At 71.9% G+C, this 18,200-nt stretch carries 19 protein-coding genes; 11 read left to right on the top strand and 8 right to left on the bottom strand.

What is annotated here, in order from left to right; genetic code table 11:
- Positions 1-226 precede the first annotated feature (226 nt).
- A complete protein-coding gene (locus AC5L30_RS04575; protein ID WP_494865581.1) occupies positions 227-1,033 on the top strand; it encodes a helix-turn-helix domain-containing protein in 807 nt (268 codons plus the stop codon).
- The gene (locus AC5L30_RS04580) at positions 1,024-1,212 is read left to right on the top strand and encodes a DUF397 domain-containing protein (protein WP_494865582.1); all 189 of its coding nucleotides are present in this window, start codon (positions 1,024-1,026) and stop codon (positions 1,210-1,212) included. Before AC5L30_RS04575 ends, AC5L30_RS04580 begins: the two co-directional genes overlap by 10 nt.
- Before the next feature lie 43 nt (positions 1,213-1,255).
- On the opposite strand, the gene AC5L30_RS04585 is transcribed toward AC5L30_RS04580, so the two are convergent.
- Positions 1,256-1,732 carry a MarR family winged helix-turn-helix transcriptional regulator gene (locus tag AC5L30_RS04585; protein ID WP_494865583.1) on the bottom strand — a complete coding sequence of 159 codons (477 nt, stop codon included), beginning with the start codon at positions 1,730-1,732 and terminating at the stop codon, positions 1,256-1,258.
- A gap of 102 nt (positions 1,733-1,834) precedes the next feature.
- Here AC5L30_RS04585 and AC5L30_RS04590 point away from each other — a divergent pair, with 102 nt between their 5' ends.
- Entirely contained in the window at positions 1,835-2,389 is a 555-nt protein-coding gene (locus tag AC5L30_RS04590) for a carboxymuconolactone decarboxylase family protein (RefSeq protein ID WP_494865584.1), read from the top strand.
- A gap of 29 nt (positions 2,390-2,418) precedes the next feature.
- Here the strand turns inward: AC5L30_RS04590 and AC5L30_RS04595 are convergent, their stop codons facing one another.
- Positions 2,419-2,742, bottom strand: a complete 324-nt coding sequence (locus AC5L30_RS04595) for an ArsR/SmtB family transcription factor (RefSeq protein ID WP_494865585.1) — start codon at positions 2,740-2,742, stop codon at positions 2,419-2,421.
- 130 nt (positions 2,743-2,872) lie between these two features.
- Here AC5L30_RS04595 and AC5L30_RS04600 point away from each other — a divergent pair, with 130 nt between their 5' ends.
- From AC5L30_RS04600 to mqnP, 3 genes are all read left to right on the top strand, one after another.
- Positions 2,873-3,166, top strand: coding sequence for a DUF1330 domain-containing protein (locus tag AC5L30_RS04600; RefSeq protein ID WP_494865586.1), 294 nt, complete (start codon positions 2,873-2,875; stop codon positions 3,164-3,166).
- Positions 3,167-3,264: 98 nt separating this feature from the next.
- Positions 3,265-4,725, top strand: coding sequence for a menaquinone biosynthesis decarboxylase (locus AC5L30_RS04605; RefSeq protein ID WP_494865587.1), 1,461 nt, complete (start codon positions 3,265-3,267; stop codon positions 4,723-4,725).
- Positions 4,725-5,636 (top strand): menaquinone biosynthesis prenyltransferase MqnP, encoded by a 912-nt coding sequence (gene mqnP / locus AC5L30_RS04610; RefSeq protein ID WP_494865589.1) that lies wholly within the window; start codon positions 4,725-4,727, stop codon positions 5,634-5,636. Before AC5L30_RS04605 ends, mqnP begins: the two co-directional genes overlap by 1 nt.
- A 22-nt stretch (positions 5,637-5,658) precedes the next feature.
- Here mqnP and AC5L30_RS04615 read toward each other — a convergent pair whose 3' ends face one another.
- Entirely contained in the window at positions 5,659-6,642 is a 984-nt protein-coding gene (locus tag AC5L30_RS04615; protein WP_494865591.1) for a terpene synthase family protein, read from the bottom strand.
- 151 nt (positions 6,643-6,793) lie between these two features.
- Here AC5L30_RS04615 and AC5L30_RS04620 point away from each other — a divergent pair, with 151 nt between their 5' ends.
- Positions 6,794-7,423, top strand: a complete 630-nt coding sequence (locus AC5L30_RS04620) for a UbiX family flavin prenyltransferase (RefSeq protein ID WP_494865593.1) — start codon at positions 6,794-6,796, stop codon at positions 7,421-7,423.
- Between the two features lie 126 nt (positions 7,424-7,549).
- On the opposite strand, the gene AC5L30_RS04625 is transcribed toward AC5L30_RS04620, so the two are convergent.
- The gene (locus AC5L30_RS04625) at positions 7,550-7,816 is read right to left on the bottom strand and encodes a BldC family transcriptional regulator (RefSeq protein WP_007454516.1); all 267 of its coding nucleotides are present in this window, start codon (positions 7,814-7,816) and stop codon (positions 7,550-7,552) included.
- Positions 7,817-8,086: 270 nt separating this feature from the next.
- Here AC5L30_RS04625 and AC5L30_RS04630 point away from each other — a divergent pair, with 270 nt between their 5' ends.
- The 3 genes from AC5L30_RS04630 to cds1 are packed head-to-tail and all read left to right on the top strand — an operon-like array spanning position 8,087 to position 10,551.
- Positions 8,087-8,545 carry an Lrp/AsnC family transcriptional regulator gene (locus tag AC5L30_RS04630; RefSeq protein ID WP_091395696.1) on the top strand — a complete coding sequence of 153 codons (459 nt, stop codon included), beginning with the start codon at positions 8,087-8,089 and terminating at the stop codon, positions 8,543-8,545.
- A gap of 51 nt (positions 8,546-8,596) precedes the next feature.
- Complete coding sequence (locus AC5L30_RS04635) at positions 8,597-9,427, top strand: SDR family NAD(P)-dependent oxidoreductase (RefSeq protein ID WP_494865596.1); 831 nt, start codon at positions 8,597-8,599, stop codon at positions 9,425-9,427.
- Positions 9,428-9,459: 32 nt separating this feature from the next.
- Positions 9,460-10,551 (top strand): L-cysteine desulfhydrase Cds1, encoded by a 1,092-nt coding sequence (cds1, locus tag AC5L30_RS04640; RefSeq protein ID WP_494865598.1) that lies wholly within the window; start codon positions 9,460-9,462, stop codon positions 10,549-10,551.
- 40 nt (positions 10,552-10,591) lie between these two features.
- Here the strand turns inward: cds1 and AC5L30_RS04645 are convergent, their stop codons facing one another.
- The 4 genes from AC5L30_RS04645 to AC5L30_RS04660 form a co-directional block, all read right to left on the bottom strand.
- Entirely contained in the window at positions 10,592-11,212 is a 621-nt protein-coding gene (locus AC5L30_RS04645) for a putative glycolipid-binding domain-containing protein (protein WP_494866076.1), read from the bottom strand.
- Positions 11,213-11,314: 102 nt separating this feature from the next.
- Entirely contained in the window at positions 11,315-13,291 is a 1,977-nt protein-coding gene (locus AC5L30_RS04650; protein ID WP_494865600.1) for a DEAD/DEAH box helicase, read from the bottom strand.
- Between the two features lie 197 nt (positions 13,292-13,488).
- Positions 13,489-15,108, bottom strand: a complete 1,620-nt coding sequence (locus AC5L30_RS04655; RefSeq protein WP_494865602.1) for a hypothetical protein — start codon at positions 15,106-15,108, stop codon at positions 13,489-13,491.
- 114 nt (positions 15,109-15,222) lie between these two features.
- Entirely contained in the window at positions 15,223-16,776 is a 1,554-nt protein-coding gene (locus tag AC5L30_RS04660) for a C40 family peptidase (RefSeq protein ID WP_494865604.1), read from the bottom strand.
- A 239-nt stretch (positions 16,777-17,015) separates the two neighbouring features.
- Here AC5L30_RS04660 and mqnE point away from each other — a divergent pair, with 239 nt between their 5' ends.
- On the top strand, positions 17,016-18,185 hold the full coding sequence (gene mqnE, locus AC5L30_RS04665; RefSeq protein WP_238683249.1) for an aminofutalosine synthase MqnE: 1,170 nt from the start codon (positions 17,016-17,018) through the stop codon (positions 18,183-18,185).
- Positions 18,186-18,200 lie beyond the last annotated feature (15 nt).

The raw sequence follows: 18,200 nt of genomic DNA on the forward strand, positions 1-18,200 counted from the left end.
GTCGACCGTTGATCCACTCGGCTTCCAGGAAGTCGGGGCGTCCTGCGGCCCGGGACACCGCGACTTCGTGAAACCCGAGTGGATCTTGTGATTGGCGGCCACCGAGTCGGGCCGTAGCTCGCGTTACCCCGATATCCGCGTCACGGCATGACACAGCGTCAAGCGCTCGCTACCGTGCGGCGGATGGGTCGCATGACCCGACAATCGCGGCGGAAGGTGGGGTGCAGTGACCACAGTGGTGTCCACGGCGGCGCTGATCCGGGAGCAGCTCCGGCGGTCTCGGCTCGCGGCCGGGCTGACTCAGGAGGAGTACGGCAAACGGGCGCACTACTCGCCGTCCATGGTGTCGGCCGTCGAGCTGGGGCAGACGGCGCCCAACGAGGCGTACCTGAAGCGGGCCGACGAGGTGCTCGACACCGGCGGCCTGCTGACCTCGCTCCGCGACCTGGGCCGGCGCGACGGCGAGCCGGTCTGGTTCCGCCCCTGGCTGGAGGTCGAGCGGGTCGCCACCCAGCTGCGATGCTTCGAGGCGACAATGATTCCGGGGCTGTTGCAGACCGCCGACTACGCCCGGGCGGTGTTCCGGCTCGACCTCGGGCTGACCGCCGACCGGGTGGAGGAGTTGGTGGCGGCCCGGCTGGAGCGGCAGGCGATCCTCGACCGGGAGCACCCGCCGCAGCTCACCGCCGTGATCGACGAGGCCGCGTTGCAGCGCTTCGCGGAGGGCTGCGCCGGGGTGCTGGCCGACCAGCTGCGGCACCTGGTGGCGTGCGCCCGCCGCCCGCACATCAGGGTGCACGTGCTGCCGCAGGGTGTGGGGCTGCACGCCGGCCTCTTCGGGCCGTTCATCCTCGGCCGCACCGCCGACGGCAGTTGGCTCGGCTTCCTCGACAACCAGACCGGCGGCACCGCCGTGGACGACATCTTCGAGGTGGCGACCCTGCTCGGAAGGTGGGAGAGTCTGCGCAGTGACGCGCTGCCCCGGCAGCAGTCGATCGACCTGCTCGAGGAGATCGTGAAGCCATGGATCTGACCGGAGCCCGCTGGCACAAGTCCACCCGGAGCGGCAACAACAGTGGCGCGTGTGTCGAGGTCGCCGACAACCTGCCCGGCCGGGTGCACGTCCGCGATTCCAAGGACCGCGACGGCGACCTGCTCACCTTCACCCCGGCCGCCTGGCGGGCCTTCGTCGAGCTGGCCCGCTCCCGCTGACCGACCACTGAGCCACGCAGCCGGCTGGTTCGGCAGCCCGCGATCAGCCGCCGAACCAGCCGGGCACGTCGAGTCGGAACCAGTTGGCCGAGGCCATCGTGCCGAGGTCGTCTTCCATCGCGGTGACCCGTTCCGGGCCGAGCATGTCGATCCACTGTGCACGCAGTCGGTCGAAAATCTCGGCCGAGCGGCGTAGCCCGTCGGCGCCGCGCGGGGTCACCCGGACCAGCCGGCGTCGGGCGTCGGAGCGATCGTCGACCCGCTCCAGGTAGCCGACGGCGACCAACCGGTCGACGGTCTTGCCGGCGGCCTGTTTGGAGATGCCCAGCCGTTGACCCAGCTCGGTGGCGGTGGTGCCGTCCGCGCCGACGGCCTGGAGCACGAACCCGTGCAGCGGTCGCAGCTCCGGATGCCCCTCCCGGGCCAGCTCGGCGTGCAGGTCGTCGATCAGCGTCCGGAAGCCGGCCAACAGCAGCAGCGGTAGCGCGAAGCCGGGGCGGGCGGGATCAGTGGTTGCCATATTCGACAACCACGTTTACTATTTCGTCAACCACGTTGACTATCGTACGGGATGCGGTGCCGCCCGCCCCTCCCGCGTGCCGCCCCTGGAAAGCAGGTCACCATGCCCGTCTTCACCGCCCACACCGCCGAGACCGCAGCCACCCCCGCCCGACGGGCCATCGAGGCAGTACGCCGCCAGTTCGGCTGGCTGCCAACACCGGTGGCGCTGATGGCCGAATCACCGCAGTTGCTCGCCGGTTTTCTCACCGCCAACGCGGGCTTCGAACAGACCGACCTCACGCCGCTGGAGCGGGAGGTGGTCGTCCTCGCCGTCGCCACCACCAACGAGTGCCACGTCTGCGTCGCCCTGCACACCGGCAAGCTCGCCCAGCTCGGCGCGACCCCCGAGCTGATTACCGCGCTGCGCGCCGGCACGGTGCTGTCCGAGCCGCGCCTGGAGGCGCTGCGCCGGTTCACGCTGGCCGTGCTCCAGCACCGGGGTGCGGTGCCAGACGACGAACTGGACGACTTCCTGGCCGCCGGCTTTCAGCCTCGGCACGCGCTGGACGTGGTGCTCGGCATCGGGGCGTACACAATCTCCACCTTCGCCAACCGGCTCACCCGCGCACCGCTCGACCCGCCCCTGGCCGCCCACGCCTGGACGCCCGCAGCCTGACCGGACCATGACCGACGACCCGAGGGGTGTCAGCGGGCCGGGCTGCCACCGTCGTCGACGGCGGCCAGGACGGAATCCAGGAGCCCGGGAAAGCGGGCGTCGAGGTCCTCCCGGCGCAGCGTGTGCAGGATGATCCGTCCTTCCCGGCGGGCCCAGAGCACGCCGCCCTCGCGTAGCACGCGCCAGTGGTGGCTGGCGGTCGAGGGAGAGACATCCGGCAATGTGGTGGAGCAGGTGAGTTCCTCGCCGCCGGCCAGCCTCTTGATGATCCGTAGGCGGATCGGGTTGGCCAGTGCCTCCAGCACCGAGTCGATGCGGAGGTCCTCTCGACCCGGGTGAACGAAGCCCTTCATGGTTCGACTATACGTGAACCAATCAACAGTCGAACGGTCGTGACTCAGGTCATCGTCCGACCGGTTGCCGCCCTCATCCGATTACTTCTAATGTTCACGCACATACGAACAATTTAGAGGGAGTCAAGTGATGAGCGCTTACATGATCATCAGTGTCACGCCGGAGGACGCCGAGAAGATGACGGCCTACGAGGCGCAGACGCTGGAGGTGGTGGCCCGGTTCGGCGGTCGCCCGGTAGCCCGGGACACCAACCCCCTGGTGCTGGAGAGCGACCACAAGCCCGCCATCGCGGTGGTCCTCGAATTCCCCGACAAGCAGGCGATCCTGGACTTCTACCACTCCCCGGAGTACGCGCCGCTCAAGGAGTTCCGGCACACCTTCGCCAGGGCGAGCGCCCTCGTCATGGACGCGGACATCGCCTGAGGCCCCGGCTTGGTGTGAGCGGGGGCGTCACCGCGGATGCCCCGGCTCACACCACCCGGCCTGGTCGGCCGAAGACGCGGTGCGGGAGACTGGCGGGCATGGCGGCTCGTGGCTTCCCGTACACCGATCTCAAGGACTTCATCGCGGCGCTGGAGCGCGCGGGGGAGTTGCGCCGGGTCGACGTCCCGGTCGATCCGACCCTGGAGATCAGCGAGGTGGTCACCCGCACGGTGCGGGCGGGCGGCCCGGCGCTGCTCTTCGAGCGTCCGACCCGGGGCGAGATGCCGGTGGCGATCAACCTTTTCGGCACCGAGAAGCGGATGGCGATGGCCCTCGGCGTCGACTCGCTGGACGAGGTCGGCGCCCGGATCGGCGCGCTGATCAAGCCGGAGTTGCCGGTCGGCTGGTCGGGCATCCGGGAGGGCCTCGGCAAGGTCATGCAGCTCAAGTCGGTGCCGCCGCGCAAGGTGAAGACCGCACCCTGCCAGGAGATCGTCTACCGGGGTGAGGATGTCGACCTCAACCGGTTGCCGGGGTTGCAGGTCTGGCCCGACGACGGCGGGATCTTCCACAACTACGGGCTGACCCACACCAAGCACCCGGAGACCGGCAAGCGCAACCTCGGCCTGTACCGACTCCAGCAGCACGGCCGTAACACCCTGGGCATGCACTGGCAGATCCACAAGGACTCGACGGCGCACCACGCGGTCGCCGAGCGGCTCGGGCAGCGCCTGCCGGTCGCGGTCGCGATCGGCTGCGACCCGGTCGTCTCGTACGCGGCCAGCGCGCCCCTGCCCAGTGACATCGACGAGTACCTGTTCGCCGGGTTCCTGCGCGGCGAGCGGGTGGAGATGGTCGACTGCCTCACCGTGCCGTTGCAGGTGCCGGCGCACGCGCAGATCGTGCTGGAGGGCTACCTGGAGCCGGGTGAGCGGCTGCCCGAGGGGCCGTTCGGCGACCACACCGGCTTCTACACTCCGGTCGAGCCGTTCCCCGTGCTGCACATCGAGGCGATGACCATGCAGCGCAAGCCGGTCTACCACTCGATCGTCACGTCGAAGCCGCCGCAGGAGGACCACGGCCTCGGCAAGGCCACCGAGCGGATCTTCCAGCCGCTGCTCAAGCTGATGATCCCGGACATCGTCGACTACGACCTGCCGGCCGCCGGCGTCTTCCACAACTGCGCGATCGTCTCCATCCGCAAGCGCTACCCGAAGCACGCGCAGAAGGTGATGAACGCGATCTGGGGCGCGCACCTGATGTCGCTGACCAAGCTGATCGTGATCGTCGACGAGGACTGCGACGTGCACGACTACAACGAGGTCGCCTTCCGGGCCTTCGGCAACGTCGACTACGCCCGCGACCTGCTGCTCACCGAGGGTCCGGTGGACCACCTCGACCACTCGTCGTACCAGCAGTTCTGGGGCGGCAAGGCTGGCGTCGACGCGACCCGCAAGCTGCCCACCGAGGGCTACACCCGCGGGTGGCCGGAGGAGATGAGCATGGCCCCCGAGGTCACGGCCCTGGTCGACAAGCGCTGGAAGGAGTACGGAATCTGATGGCCGTCCTCGACGCACCGACGGCGAAGCCGGGCCGGACCAAGTCCTTCCTGAAGCTCGTCGCTGTCGAGCACTCCGTCTTCGCGCTGCCGTTCGCGTTCCTCTCGGCGCTGGCCGCGATGCAGGTTTCCGGTGGGCGGGTACGGTGGCTCGACCTGCTGCTGATCACCGTGGCGATGGTCGGGGCGCGGACGTTCGCGATGGCCGCCAACCGGATCCTCGACCGCAAGATCGACGCGCGGAACCCGCGTACCGCCGACCGGGAACTGGTCACCGGAGCGGTGAGCGTGCGGACGGCCTGGACCGGCGCGGGCGTCGCACTGGTGGTCTTCCTCGTCGCTGCCGCCCTGCTCAACCCGCTCTGCCTGGTGCTCGCGCCGCTCGCCGTGGTGCCGCTGGTCGTCTACCCCTACGCCAAGCGGTTCACCAACTGGCCGCACGCCATCCTCGGGGTCGCCCAGGCGGTCGGCCCGGTCGGCGCCTGGCTGGCGGTCACCGGCACCCTGGACGGCTCCGGGCCAGCCTGGCTGCTCGGCGCGGCCGTGGGGCTGTGGATCGGCGGCTTCGACCTGATCTACGCCTGCCAGGATTCCGAGATCGACCGGGAGATCGGCGTGCACAGCGTGCCGGCCCGGTACGGTCGACGCTTCGCGCTGCACGCCTCCACGGTCGCGCACGTGGTGACCTTCGGGCTGTTCATCTGGTTCGGTGCGTTGATCGGTCTCGGCTGGCTCTGGTGGATCGGGCTGGCGCTGACCGCGGTGGCGTTCGGTTACCAGCACCTGGTGGTCACCCCGACCGACCTCAGCAAGGTCAACCGGGCGTTCTTCACCGCCAACGGGTTCGTCGGCATCGCGCTGTTCCTCTTCGCCCTGCTCGACCTGGTGATCCGGCTCGGCCTCCGGCCCTGAGGTCGGGCGGATCCGGCTCGGCCTACGGCCCTGAGGCTGGCGGTGCGGTGCTGACCGGGTAGCGGGCGCTCTCGAAGGTCCAGTCGATGGTCCCGCGCACGGCGTACGCGATCCCGTCGAGATGGTCGGCGACGGCCTCGTCCAACGCCGGGCCGAACGATGGCACCGCGGCTCGCAGCGCGACGAAGCGTCGCATCGCCTCCCGCCAGTGCTCGGCCGCCCGTTCGACCGCCTCCGCCTCCGGTAGGGCCAGTTCGGCCTGGAGGGCGACGACCAGGTTGTGCCCGCCGGCGGTCGCCCGGTCCCGTTGCAGGGAGGCCAGGTCGTTGTACCAGGAGAGCAGGTCGTTGCCGGTGCGGGCGATCTGACGCAGCAGCGGGTGGTGGTAGACCGGGTCGGGCAACGGCCGGCCGCTGACGAACTCCACCAGCGGGTACGACACCTCCGCCGCGGAGGTGGACCGGCGCAGCTCGACGTACTCGTCGACGCTGGGACGGCGGCCGGCCTCCTTGTTGACCGCCTCCTGCCAGGTGCCGTCGAGGTGTCGGGCCACCGCGTCGGCGAAACGTTGCCGCCACCGGGCCGGCATGCGGCGGCGCGGCTCCCGCCAGGCCAGCACCAGCAGTCGCCGCAGCGGGCCGGTCAGCCCGGTCTGCCGCAGCCGGGTGCCGTCGTGCAGCAGCGCCAGCGTGCCGTTGCGCAGCACCCGGATCTGCGCCGGGGTCAACCGGTTCGGCCCGTCGCAGGCGTCATCGACCAGGAAGAACCAGGTGAACAGCGCGGCCAGCACCCGCAGGTCGGCTTCGGTCGCCTCCGGGTAGAGCCGCCCGGCGTACCGGGCGAAGGCGCCCCGGGAGAGCCGGTGCAGCGCGGCGTCGTCCAGTGGGAGGCCAAGCTCGGGCAGGAGACCGAGCAGCCAGTCCTGCACACGATCGGCGTGTGGTGGAAGCCGGGACGGGATCGGACATTCGGCACGCAGCGCCCGGAGGATCTCGCCGGTCGTCACCGATGCCTCCTCTGCGAGATGGTTCCGGTGCGAATCGCCAGCGGCAGCATGTCAGGTCGATGGGATGCGCTGGTACCCGCCCGACATGTCGGACTGGATCAATCCTGGGGGTGCCCACCAGCGGACCAGCCGGACCAGGCAGGCTGGGGGCATGCGGAAACCATGGGTGGTCGGGGTCTCCGGTGCCTCCGGTACGCCGTACGCGGCGGCCGTCATCGGCGGACTGCTCGACGCGGGCGAGCCGGTGGACCTGATCGTGTCCCGGGCGGCACGGCTCACCGTGCTCGACGAGACCGGCCGACCCTTCCGCGACGGGCACTGGCCCGAGGACCTCGCCGCCTGGCTAGACCGGGACCTGACCGCGGCGGATGTGCGGCACTGGCCGGCCGGCGACCTGGCCGCCGGGCCGAGCAGCGGCTCCTACCGGGTACGCGGGATGGCCGTGGTCCCGGCCAGCACGGCCGCCTGCGCGGGCGTCGCGATCGGGCTCTCCAAGGACCTGTTGCAGCGCGCCGCCGAGGTCAACCTCAAGGAACGCCGTCCCGTGGTGATGGTCCCCCGGGAGACACCGGTGACCCGCAGCCACCTGGAGCACCTCATCGCGCTGCACGACGCGGGCGCGGTGGTGCTGCCGGCCAGCCCCGGCTTCTACGGTGCCGGCGCGGCGGCCAGCGCGCAGCAGCTGGTCGACTTCGTGGCCGGCAAGGTGCTGGACGCGCTCGGCGTCCCACACACCCTGTTCCGGCGGTGGTCCGGCCAGCTCGGCGCAGCCCGAGGCTGAGCCGTCCGCCCGTGCTGGGTGTCGTTGTCCTGCTCAGCACGAGCGGTGCTGTTACCGCCCGGCGGTTGGCCGAAGCGGGACGCGGACCGGACGGTGTCCGGCCCGCGTGGCGTTGTCCGCACCAGTTCAGTACATGCCGGCGTTGGCCGGACCCGGCCCCGTGGATGCGGCCGGCCCCACATTGCGTGGCTTTCCGACCTCATCCACCTCGTCCAGCATGCCCTCCCCCTCAAGCAGGGCTCGCACCTCGGATTCCCGAAACCGGCGATGCCCGCCTGGAGTCCGGATGCTTCCTATCCGGCCGGCCGCCGCCCATCTCGTCACAGTTTTCGGGTCTACCCGAAACAGCGCGGCGACCTCACCCGGTGTCAGCAGGCGATCTCCAGTGTCCACAGCCCCCTCCTCGCGTCGACGAAGCCCCCGGCTGAACACACTGCCCCCGGCTGGTGCGTAGCCCAGAGCCGTCATGAGGGACGTATGGCAATTACAGCACCAGGGACATGGCCTGTCCGCCCAAACGCGAAAAATGCACTGAGTGGGGAGTTAGTAATGTTACTGGTGCTACCTCTGCCCTGACCGGCGGTTTATGAACAGTGACTCGCCGCTCAGTCCAACGGGTGCCGAAGGCCGCGCGTTACGCGTCAGCGGTTAGGGTCACTCTCTGTGGATGCCATCGACCTGAGCCTCGTCGACCTGCTGCGGGGCAACGCCCGCCTCTCGTACGCCGAGTTGGCCCGACAGGTGGGCCTATCGGCCCCGGCCGTGCACGAGCGGGTCGGCAAGCTGGAGAGCAGCGGCGTGGTCCGCGGCTACCGGGCGGATGTGGCACCGGAGTCGATCGGGCTGGGCGTCACCGCGCTGATCGGCATCGTCGAGGACTCCGGGGCCGACTCCGACGACATGCTCGAGTCGCTGCGGGTGCTGCCCGAGATCGAGTCCTGCTACTTCATGGCGGGCGTGGAGTCGTTCCTGCTCAAGGCGCGGGTTGGCACGATCGCCGAGCTGGAGCAGTTGATCGTGCGGTTGAACCGGACGCCGGGGGTGGCCTCCACCCGTACCGCCATCGCGCTCTCCACCAAGTGGGAGAACCGCCCCCAGCCGGTGGGCCCGCCCGCGGCCTGACTGCCTCGTACCCCCTGGTGTCGCCCGACCGGCCGGCGGTAGCGTGCGCCGATGACCCCTCCGGCGCGTCCCGTGGCCGTGGTGACCGGCGCCGCCGGGGGCCTGGGCCGGGCCATCGCCACCGCGCTGCACGCCGACGGCTGGTCGGTGCTGCTCACCGACCTCGACCCGGCGGCGGTACAGACCGTCGCGGTGCCGCTCGGCGGCTGGTCGGCCGCCCTGGACGTCCGGGACGAGGACGCCTGCGCCGCCATCGCCGCGACCGCGGCCAGCCGGGGCGACCTCGCCCTCTGGGTCAACAACGCCGGCATCCTGGTCACCGGGGCGTCGTGGGAGCACGACGCCGCGACCCGCCGTCGGGTGCTCGACGTCAACGCCCACGGTGCCATGAACGGCACCCTCGCCGCGCTGACAGTGATGCGCGGCCAGGGCCACGGCCATGTGCTCAACGTCGTCTCGCTGGCCGGGCTGGTCGCCGCGCCCGGCGAGACGGTGTACGCGGCCAGCAAGCACGCCCTGCTGGCGTTCAGCCTCGGCACCCTGTCCGACCTGCGGATGGCCGGGTACCGGCGGGTGCACGTCTCCTGCCTCTGCCCGGACGGCATCTGGACCCCCATGCTGCACGACCGGCTGGACGACCCGGGGGCGGTGGCCTCGTTCACCGGGTCGATGCTGACCGCGCAGCGGGTGGCCGCCCGGGCGGTTCGGCTGGCTCGCCGGCCACGTCCGGTGGTCAGCCTGCCCCGGTGGCGGGGAGCGCAGGTGCGGCTGTTGGACGCGCTGCCCCGGTTGGCCGTCGCACTGACCCCGCTCGTCCGGGCCGCCGGCCGCGCCGGTCAGCGCCGCCAACACCGCAGGTCAGCGTCACCGGACCGGCGCTGACCGCCGCCGGCCCGCTTGCTAGGTTTCCGAGCGTGACTCATCTCGACCGGTGCGACGAATCCAGCCGGGCCTGGGTGACCGAGGCGATCGCCGCCGTCGAGGCGGACGCGAACCGCTCGGCCGACACCCACCTGCTGCCGTTCCCGCTGCCTCGGGAATGGGGGATCGACCTCTACCTCAAGGACGAGTCGTCGCACCCGACCGGCTCGCTGAAGCACCGGCTGGCCCGCTCGCTGTTTTTCTACGGGCTCTGCAACGGCTGGATCGGGCCACGCACCACGATCGTCGAAGCGTCGTCGGGTTCCACGGCGGTCTCCGAGGCGTACTTCGCCCGGATGCTGGGCCTGCCGTTCATCGCCGTGATGCCCTCCTCCACCTCGCCGGAGAAGATCACCCAGATCGAGTTCCAGGGCGGCCGGTGCCACCTGGTGGACGACCCGGCGAGCGTGGTGGTCGAGGCCCGTTGGCTCGCCGAGGACTCCGGCGGGCACTTCATGGACCAGTTCACCTACGCCGAGCGGGCGACCGACTGGCGGGGCAACAACAACATCGCCGAGTCGATCTACGCGCAGTTGGAGCTGGAGCGACACCCGATCCCCGCCTGGGTCGTCGTGGGCGCGGGCACCGGGGGCACCAGCGCGACCATCGGCCGGTACGCCCGGTACCGCCGGCTCGCCACCAAGCTCTGCGTTGTCGATCCGGAGAACTCGGCGTTCTACCCGGCCTGGCTGGCCGCCGACTGGTCGGTACGGACCGGGAAGGGCTCCCGCATCGAGGGAATCGGCCGGCCCACCGTGGAGGCGTCGTTCCTACCCTCGGTGGTGGACCGGATGGTCCAGGTGCCGGACGCGGCGTCACTGGCCGCCATGCGCGCCGGTTCGGCGCTGCTCGGCCGTCGGGTGGGCGGCTCCACCGGCACCAACCTGTGGGGTGCGTTCGGCCTGATCGCCGCGATGCTCGCCGAGCGTCGGACCGGCTCGGTGGTCACCCTGATCTGCGACCCGGGCGACCGGTACGCCGACACGTACTACGCCGACGACTGGGTGGCCGCCCAGGGCCTCGACCTGACCCCGCACCTGGCCACGATCGATCGCTTCCTGGCCACCGGGGCCTGGCCCGCCTGAACCCGCTCAGCGAGGCCCGGCCCGTCCGTCTGTACGGCACTCAGCGGGGGCCGATCCGTTCGGCCAGCCCGGGGTAGCGCACCACGTAGCCGCTGTCGTCCAGATCGATGTCGGCCGTGAAGGTGCCACTGGCGAAGCGCACCCGACCAGGCCCGAGCCCGGTGTAGATCTGTTCGGCCGGCACCACCTCAAGGCCGGGCAGCAGCACCCAGGCGACGGTGATCCGGTGTGCCACATCGGCCGGCTCGGCCGCCATCCGGAGCCGGTGCACCGGCAGGGTGTTGAACAGCGGAGAGCCGCTCAGGTCGACGTCCAGCGCGTCGGCCAGCCGGTCCGGGTCGTCCGTGCCGGGCAGGCCGGACCGGGGATGACCGGCGGCGACCAGGGCCGCGTCCAGGTCGCCCTGTTCGGCGGTGGTCACCCGCCACCGGCCGGCCGTCCGCTCCAGGGTCACCCGGCGCAGCCAGCCGAGACCCTCGGCCTCGACCTCGACCCGGGCGGTGGCCCAGTCCGGCGTGGTGGTCAGCTGGTAGCGGGCGGTCCACGGGATCGGATCCACGGCGAGCAGGGTGCCCCGGGCCGCCAACCCGCGGCCGTCGTCGAGCAGAACCTGCTCACTGCCGGCGGTGTCCGTCCGGGACCAGAAGATTGACTTCGGCATGGTCGGCATGAGCCGGACGTTACGCGACCTACTCGGTATCGGCAGGGCATGCGCGAACGCCGCCGCGAAGCCTGAGCTTCGCGACGGCGTTCGGTGGATCAATCAGTGGGTACGCGCCGGCGGTCGCCCGCCGAAACCGCGCCGATCGTCGCGCGGACGGTCGTCGCGCGGCCGGTCATCGCGGGGCCGGTCGTCCCGGACCCGGCTCTCCGGGCGGAAACCACCCCGAGCGTCCCGGTCGCCGAAGCGCCGCTCACCCTGCGGGCGGTCACCGAAGCGCCGCTCGCCGGTCGGTCGATCGCCCCGACCGTCCCGGTCGCCGAACTGCGGCCGGTCGCCGAACCGGCGCTCGCCCTGCGGCCGGTCGCCGTAGCCCCGGTCGCCCTGCGGGCGGTCGCTGTGCTGCCGGTCGCCGTAGCGGCGCTCGCCCTGCGGCCGGTCGCCGTAGCCCCGGTCGCCCTGCGGGCGGTCGCTGTGCTGCCGGTCGCCGAAGCGGCGCTCGCCGGTGGGCCGGTCGCCGAAGCGCCGATCGCCCTGCGGGCGGTCCCCGTAGCCCCGGTCGCCCTGCGGCCGGTCGCCGTAGCGGCGCTCGCCGGTGGGTCGGTCGCCGGTGGGTCGGTCGCCGAAGCGTCGGTCGCCCTGCGGGCGGTCGCCGTAGCGGCGCTCGCCGCCCGAACGGTCACCGAACCGACGCGGGCCGCCGGAGCGGTCGCCGTAGCCCCGAGGCTCCGCCTCGACGCGGACCGGGACGCCACTGGGCTCGCGGGCACCGACCAGCTCGGCCAACGCCGCGTCGCCGACCCGAACCCGGGTCTCGGCCGGCGCGACGCCAGCCTTCTCCATCATCGCCAGGGTGGTGCGGCGCTGCTTGGGCAGCACCAGCGTGGCGACCGCGCCCGACTCGCCGGCCCGGGCGGTACGCCCCGCGCGGTGCAGGTAGTCCTTGGGGTCCTTCGGCGGGTCGACGTGCAGCACCAGGGTGACACCGTCGACGTGGATGCCCCGGGCCGCCACGTCCGTGGCGACCAGCACGTTCATCCGGCCCTCACGGAACTCGGCCAGCGTCTTGGTGCGCATCCGCTGGGTCTTGCCGCCGTGCAGCCCACCGGCGCGAACCCCGACGGCCGCGAGCTGCTCGACCAGCCGGTCCACCCCGAGCTGGGTACGGGCGAAGACCATGGTCCGGCCATCCCGGGCGGCGATCGAGGCCGCCACCGGGAACTTCTCGTGCGGCGGGATCAACAGCATGTGGTGGTCCATGGTGGACACCGAGGCGGTGGACGGCGCGGTGGAGTGGGTGACCGGGTCGGTCATGAACCGCTTGACCAACGCGTCGACGTCACCGTCCAGCGTGGCCGAGAAGAGCAGCCGCTGACCGTTCGCGGGCGTCTTCGCCAGCAGTTCGGTCACCTCGGGCAGGAAGCCCATGTCGGCCATCTGGTCGGCCTCGTCGAGCACCGTCACCTCGACGTCATCGAGCTGGCAGATGCCCCGCTCGATGAGGTCGCCGAGCCGACCCGGGGTGGCCACGATGATCTCCACACCGCGGCGCAGCGCGTCGATCTGACGGTCGTACGGGACACCGCCGACGGCGGTCTTGAGGAAGATGCCGACGGACTTGCCCAGCGGCACCAGGGCGTCGTTGACCTGCATGGCCAACTCGCGGGTGGGCACCAGGACCAGGGCACGCGGACGCATCGGCCGGGCCCGGTTGCGGTTGGCCAGCCGGGCGATCATCGGCAGGCCGAAGGCGAGCGTCTTGCCCGAACCGGTCTGCCCGCGGCCCAACACGTCGCGGCCGGCGAGCGCGTCCGGCACGGTGGCCCGCTGGATCTCGAACGGGCTGGTGATGCCCTGCTGCGCCAGCGCGCGAACCAGCGGCTCGGGCAGGCCGAGAGCGGCGAAGCTCATCGGCTCGGCGGTCTCCGCCGGCACGGGCTCGGCCTGGGGGGTGTCGCTCGCTGCCGGCGCGGTGCCGGCCTCGCTCGGAGCGACGTCGAGCTGCTCCCGGGCGGCGTCGGTCGCCGGGACTGAGTTGAAAACGGACGTAACGGTGCTGGGGTCAGCAGAGGTGGTCAACAAAAACCTTTCGAGCGGGGCGCATCTTCGCGATGGCCTGCCGCGGCTGTACCGCCGGATCGCCCGCAAGATCGCCCAGGGGCGCACACCACGCGCGCCGGGTCAGTGATCTCAGCCAGTGTACGGCGGTCTGGCGAAGCCGCCAGCCGGTTGACCGACCGTAGTGGGCGGACTCACCATCGCCACCGCTCGCTGGCTCACCCGTTGAGCACGCTGCCGACCAGTCCGTCCAGGGCGTCGCCGGCCAGCAGGACGACCGCGACGCTGATCGCCACCAGCAGCCCCAGAGCGGCCGCCAGGACGATCATCACCCGGGTGTTACTGGACTGCTCGGCCGGCGTGTCCGACCAGCCCTGGGCCAGGATGTGCCCGGTCAACGAGCCGGAAGTCTCCACCGCGTTGGCGGGTATCGCGATCGTGGTGAAGCCGGCTCCCTCGCCGTTGCCGTAGACGGTGCCGGCCAGGTCGGAGCCGCCGTCGTGCCGGCCACCACGGCCGCCGGCCGCGTCCCGGCCGCCGGAACCAACCGGTGGGCTGCTCGGCGGCGCGGTCATCCGGGAGTTTCCGGTGCTGTTCCCGGTCGACGAGGGCGCCCCGGCGGTGGACGGAGGCCAGTTCGGCAACGCGGGCGCGGGCACCACCGGCGGCGCGGAGGGAGCCGTCCCGGCCCACCCACCGCCGGACGTCGGGCGGGTCGCCCCGGCCGTGGACGGCCACCCGGCCGGCGGTGCGGAAACCGACGCGGTGGCGCGTACGCCGGGCGTGTCGGTCATCGCCGGTGGCGGCGGAAACGGCGGTGCCGGCATCGGGCCGGGCGGGGACGGTGGCGCCGGCACCGGCGGACCGGGTGGCGGCAGCGGCGGGCTCGGAACGGGCGGCGACGGCGGGCCGGGGATGGGCGGCACCGGCGAGGGCGGTGGGATGGGTGGGCCCGGGACGGGCGGAACCGGATTGGGCGGCGGCGTGGGACGGGGGCCCGGCGTCGGCATCGGACCGGGCGGGTACGGACCTGGGGCCGGCGCGGGCTCCGGCTCCGGTGGCGGCGGCTGGGTCGGACCAGGGCCGGGCGGCGTGGGCTCCGGCTCCGGTTCCGGTGGCGACGGCTGGGCCGGGTCCGGCTCGGCACCCACCGGCGCGGCTCGGTAGACGGCGGGAGTGCCCTCGCGAAGGCCGGGGGCGCCCAGGGCTCCGGCCGTCCCTCGGCTGCTGCTCGGAACCGTCGCGCTGGCCCGGGCCGGCGCGGGGGATTCCTTCCGCTGCCCCGGCAACGGCACATCGGCTGGGCTGGCCGAGCCGGTCGCACGGTAGGTGGTCGCGGTGACCGGAGCGCTGGCCGGCAGGTCGCTGCGGAGAGCCCCGGCGGTCACGACGCTGGCCCGAGCGCGTACCGGTGCGGCGGTCTGGCCCGGGCGCGCGTCGACCGCGGCCGACTCCCCGGCGTCGGTACCGGAAACGTCCGCGGCAGCGTCCGTGGTCCCGGAAACGTCCGCGCCGCCGGAAGCGGCGTCGGCACCGGCGGACACGTCGTCGTTGCCGGAGGTTACGGGTACGTCGTCATCGGCGTCGGTCGAGGCGTCCGCGACGACCGGTGCCGTGCCGCCGGCGGCCGGGCTGGTGGCGCTGTCAGCGGAGCCGGCGTCGGCCCTGGTGTCGCTGGCGGCCGGGCTGGTGTCGGCCACGCTGGTGCCTGTGCCTGTCGAGGTGGCGGCCGGGCTGGTGGCGCTGGCGGCCACCGGGTCGGCGGTGTCCGGCCCTGGTGGGCCGGCCTGGTCGACCACGGGGTCGACAGTCTCCGCCGGATCTCTCTGCTCGGCCATTTCCGCCCTCCGCGCCATGCTCGCACCCGGACCCGTGACGTCGGGTCGGATGTGCCTGGTTGTCACGGTGCCACAGATCTTCCCGAGCGGACAGCCGGAGCCGGTCGTGGCGGATCAGCCCGCGGTGCTGGGGCTGCCCGTCGCGCTGCTACTGCCCGTCACGCTCGTGCTGGCCTTCGGTGTGGTGCTCGGAGACATGCTGGTCGGCGCGCTGCTCGGTGCCGAGGGCAGGGTCGTCGGAGTGTTGCTCGGGGTGTTGCTCGGGGTGTTCGACGGCTTCGGCGTGGTGCTGCCGGTCGGCGTGGGCGTCGGGGTGGTCGTCAGCGTCGGCGTGGGCGTCGGCTTGGTGGTCTTCGTGGGCGACGGGGTCGGCGTCGGCTTGGTGGTCTTGGTGGGCGACGGGGTCGGCGTCGGCTTCGGGGTCGAGACGGGCGGGGTCGGGTTGGTCACGACCGGTGCCGGCACCGCACCGATCACCCGGGTGGCCGCGTACAAACGGGACCAGCGGACGACCGAGATCTTGACGACGTCGCCCGTGGTGGGCGCCTGCACCATCTTGCCGTTGCCGATGTACATGCCGACGTGGTGGATCGTCGTCCAGCTGCTGCCCGAGGCGAAGAAGAGCAGGTCCCCGGGGAGCAGCGCACTCTGCGGAACCGTGCGGCCACGGGTGGCGGCGTACTGGTCACGGGAGACCCGGGGCAGGTCGAAGTAGTCGGCGCCGGGGGAGCGGTACGCCGCCCACATCAGACCGGAGCAGTCGAACTGGTCCGGCCCCTCCTCGGACCACTTGTACGGGTCGCCGAGCTGGGCGAGCGCGTACCGGACCGCAGCCTGTGCCCGGGGGTGTGCGGCCATGCCGCTGATGCTCTGGTTGGAGACGTAGCCGGCGCCGATCTGCTGCTCGGCGGCTTCCTGCTGACGTTCGATCTCGATCAGCGCGGCGGCGTTGTCCCGGCGAAGCTTGAGCAGGCTCGCCTCGGCGGCGCGGAGCGCCGTCTCACCCGCGGTGAACTCCGCCTCGGCGGCGGCCAGCAGCTCCTTGGCCTCGGTGTGCTTCTGGTACGCGGCCTGCTCACCGGCGCGGGCCCGGGACAGCTCCCCGGCCACTCCGGTGGTGCCGCCGTCGACCTTCTCGCCACGGGTGATCGCCTGGAGGCGGCTCAGCCCGCGGATGTCCTGGGCGAGGTCGCCCGGCGGCAGCGCGGCGGCGGCCTTGATGGCCTCGCCGGCGGCGGTGTCGGCCGTCTGCTGGGCCCGGAGCAGAGCGTCCTGTGCGGTCGCCAGCGCCTTGCCGGCCGCGTCGAGCTGCGCCTGCGCGTCGACGCGTTTCTGCCGACTCACCAGCAACGCCTCGCCGAGCGCGCCGACCTGGACCTCGCCGGCGGAGATCGCGGTGGCCAGGGGGCCGTTGCCGATGTTGACCACCGGCGGGGCGGGCACGCCCGCGACCGGTGCGCCGCCGGGCAGTTGAAGCGAGCCGGTGACGGCCGGGCGTGAGCCGGTGTCCGGCACGGTGGTCGGCACGCCGGGCTCGGCGTACGCGGGGGTGGCCAGCACGGCTGCGGCGATCGCACCGAGCAGGGCGGCCCAGAGCTTCGGACGCAGGACCGGCGAGATCACCGGGCTCCGTCGTCGCTGCCGTCGCCCGCGCCCGCTGTAGACCATGCCGCTCCCCGTCCAACTGCTCGTCGCCGCGCTCGGTGGGCGCGACCGTCGGGACGGTACCAGTGTGTGTGTTCCGCCCCACCTTGTTACTACCGCACCTCGCCACTCATGTCGATGTCTTGCCGGGTTACGGAAGGCTGAGAGTTCGGTGAAGTGGGTCGCTGCCGGCGACCGTGCCGCCGGGCTCGTCGGCGCCGCGACGTACGCTCGATCCGGACCGCAGGTGGAAGGGACGTGCCATGGACGCCGGACTCAAGCGTGAGCTCGAAGCGAAGGTGTACGCCGGTGAGCGGCTGACCCGGGAGGACGGGGTCGCCCTCTACGAGAGCGACGACCTGACCTGGCTGGGGCGGCTGGCGCACCACAAGCGCACCGAGTTGAACGGCGAGCGGGTGATGTTCAACGTCAACCGGCACCTCAACCTGACCAACGTCTGTTCGGCGTCCTGTGCGTACTGCTCGTTCCAGCGCAAGCCGGGCGAGAAGGACGCGTACACGATGCGCATCGACGAGGCGGTCCGCAAGGCCAAGGAGATGGAGGACGAGCAGCTCACCGAGTTGCACATCGTCAACGGTCTGCACCCCACGCTGCCCTGGCGTTACTACCCGAAGGTGCTGCGCGAGCTGAAGGCGGCGCTGCCGAACGTCAAGCTCAAGTGCTTCACGGCGACCGAGGTGCAGTGGTTCGAGAAGATCAGCGGCCTGAGCGCCGACGAGATCCTCGACGAACTGATGGACGCCGGCCTGGAGTCGCTGACCGGTGGTGGCGCGGAGATCTTCGACTGGGAGGTCCGGCAGCACATCGTCGACCACGCCTGCCACTGGGAAGACTGGTCGCGCATCCACGCCCTGGCGCACAGCAAGGGCATGAAGACCCCGGCGACGATGCTGTACGGCCACATCGAGGAGCCCCGGCACCGCGTCGACCACGTGCTGCGGCTGCGCGAGTTGCAGGACGAGACCGGTGGCTTCGCGGTCTTCATCCCGCTGCGCTACCAGCACGACTTCGTCGACTCGGCGGACGGCAAGATCCGTAACCGGATCCAGGCGCGCACCACGATGGCCTCGCCGGCCGAGTCGCTGAAGACGTTCGCCGTCTCCCGGCTGCTCTTCGACAACGTGCCGCACCTGAAGAACTTCTGGGTGATGCACGGTCTGTCGGTGGCTCAGCTGTCGCTGAACTTCGGCGTGGACGACCTGGACGGCTCCGTCGTCGAATACAAGATCACGCACGACGCCGACTCGTACGGCACCCCGAACACCATGCACCGCGACGACCTGCTGCACCTGATCTGGGACGCCGGCTTCCAGCCGGTCGAGCGGGACACCCGCTACAACGTGGTCCGGGAGTACGACAAGGCCCCGTCGCTGGCGCAGCGGCGCGCCGAGCCGCAGCAGGTGTGGGCCTGAGCCACCACGTACCCT

The organism is Micromonospora sp. BQ32 (assembly GCF_059358895.1).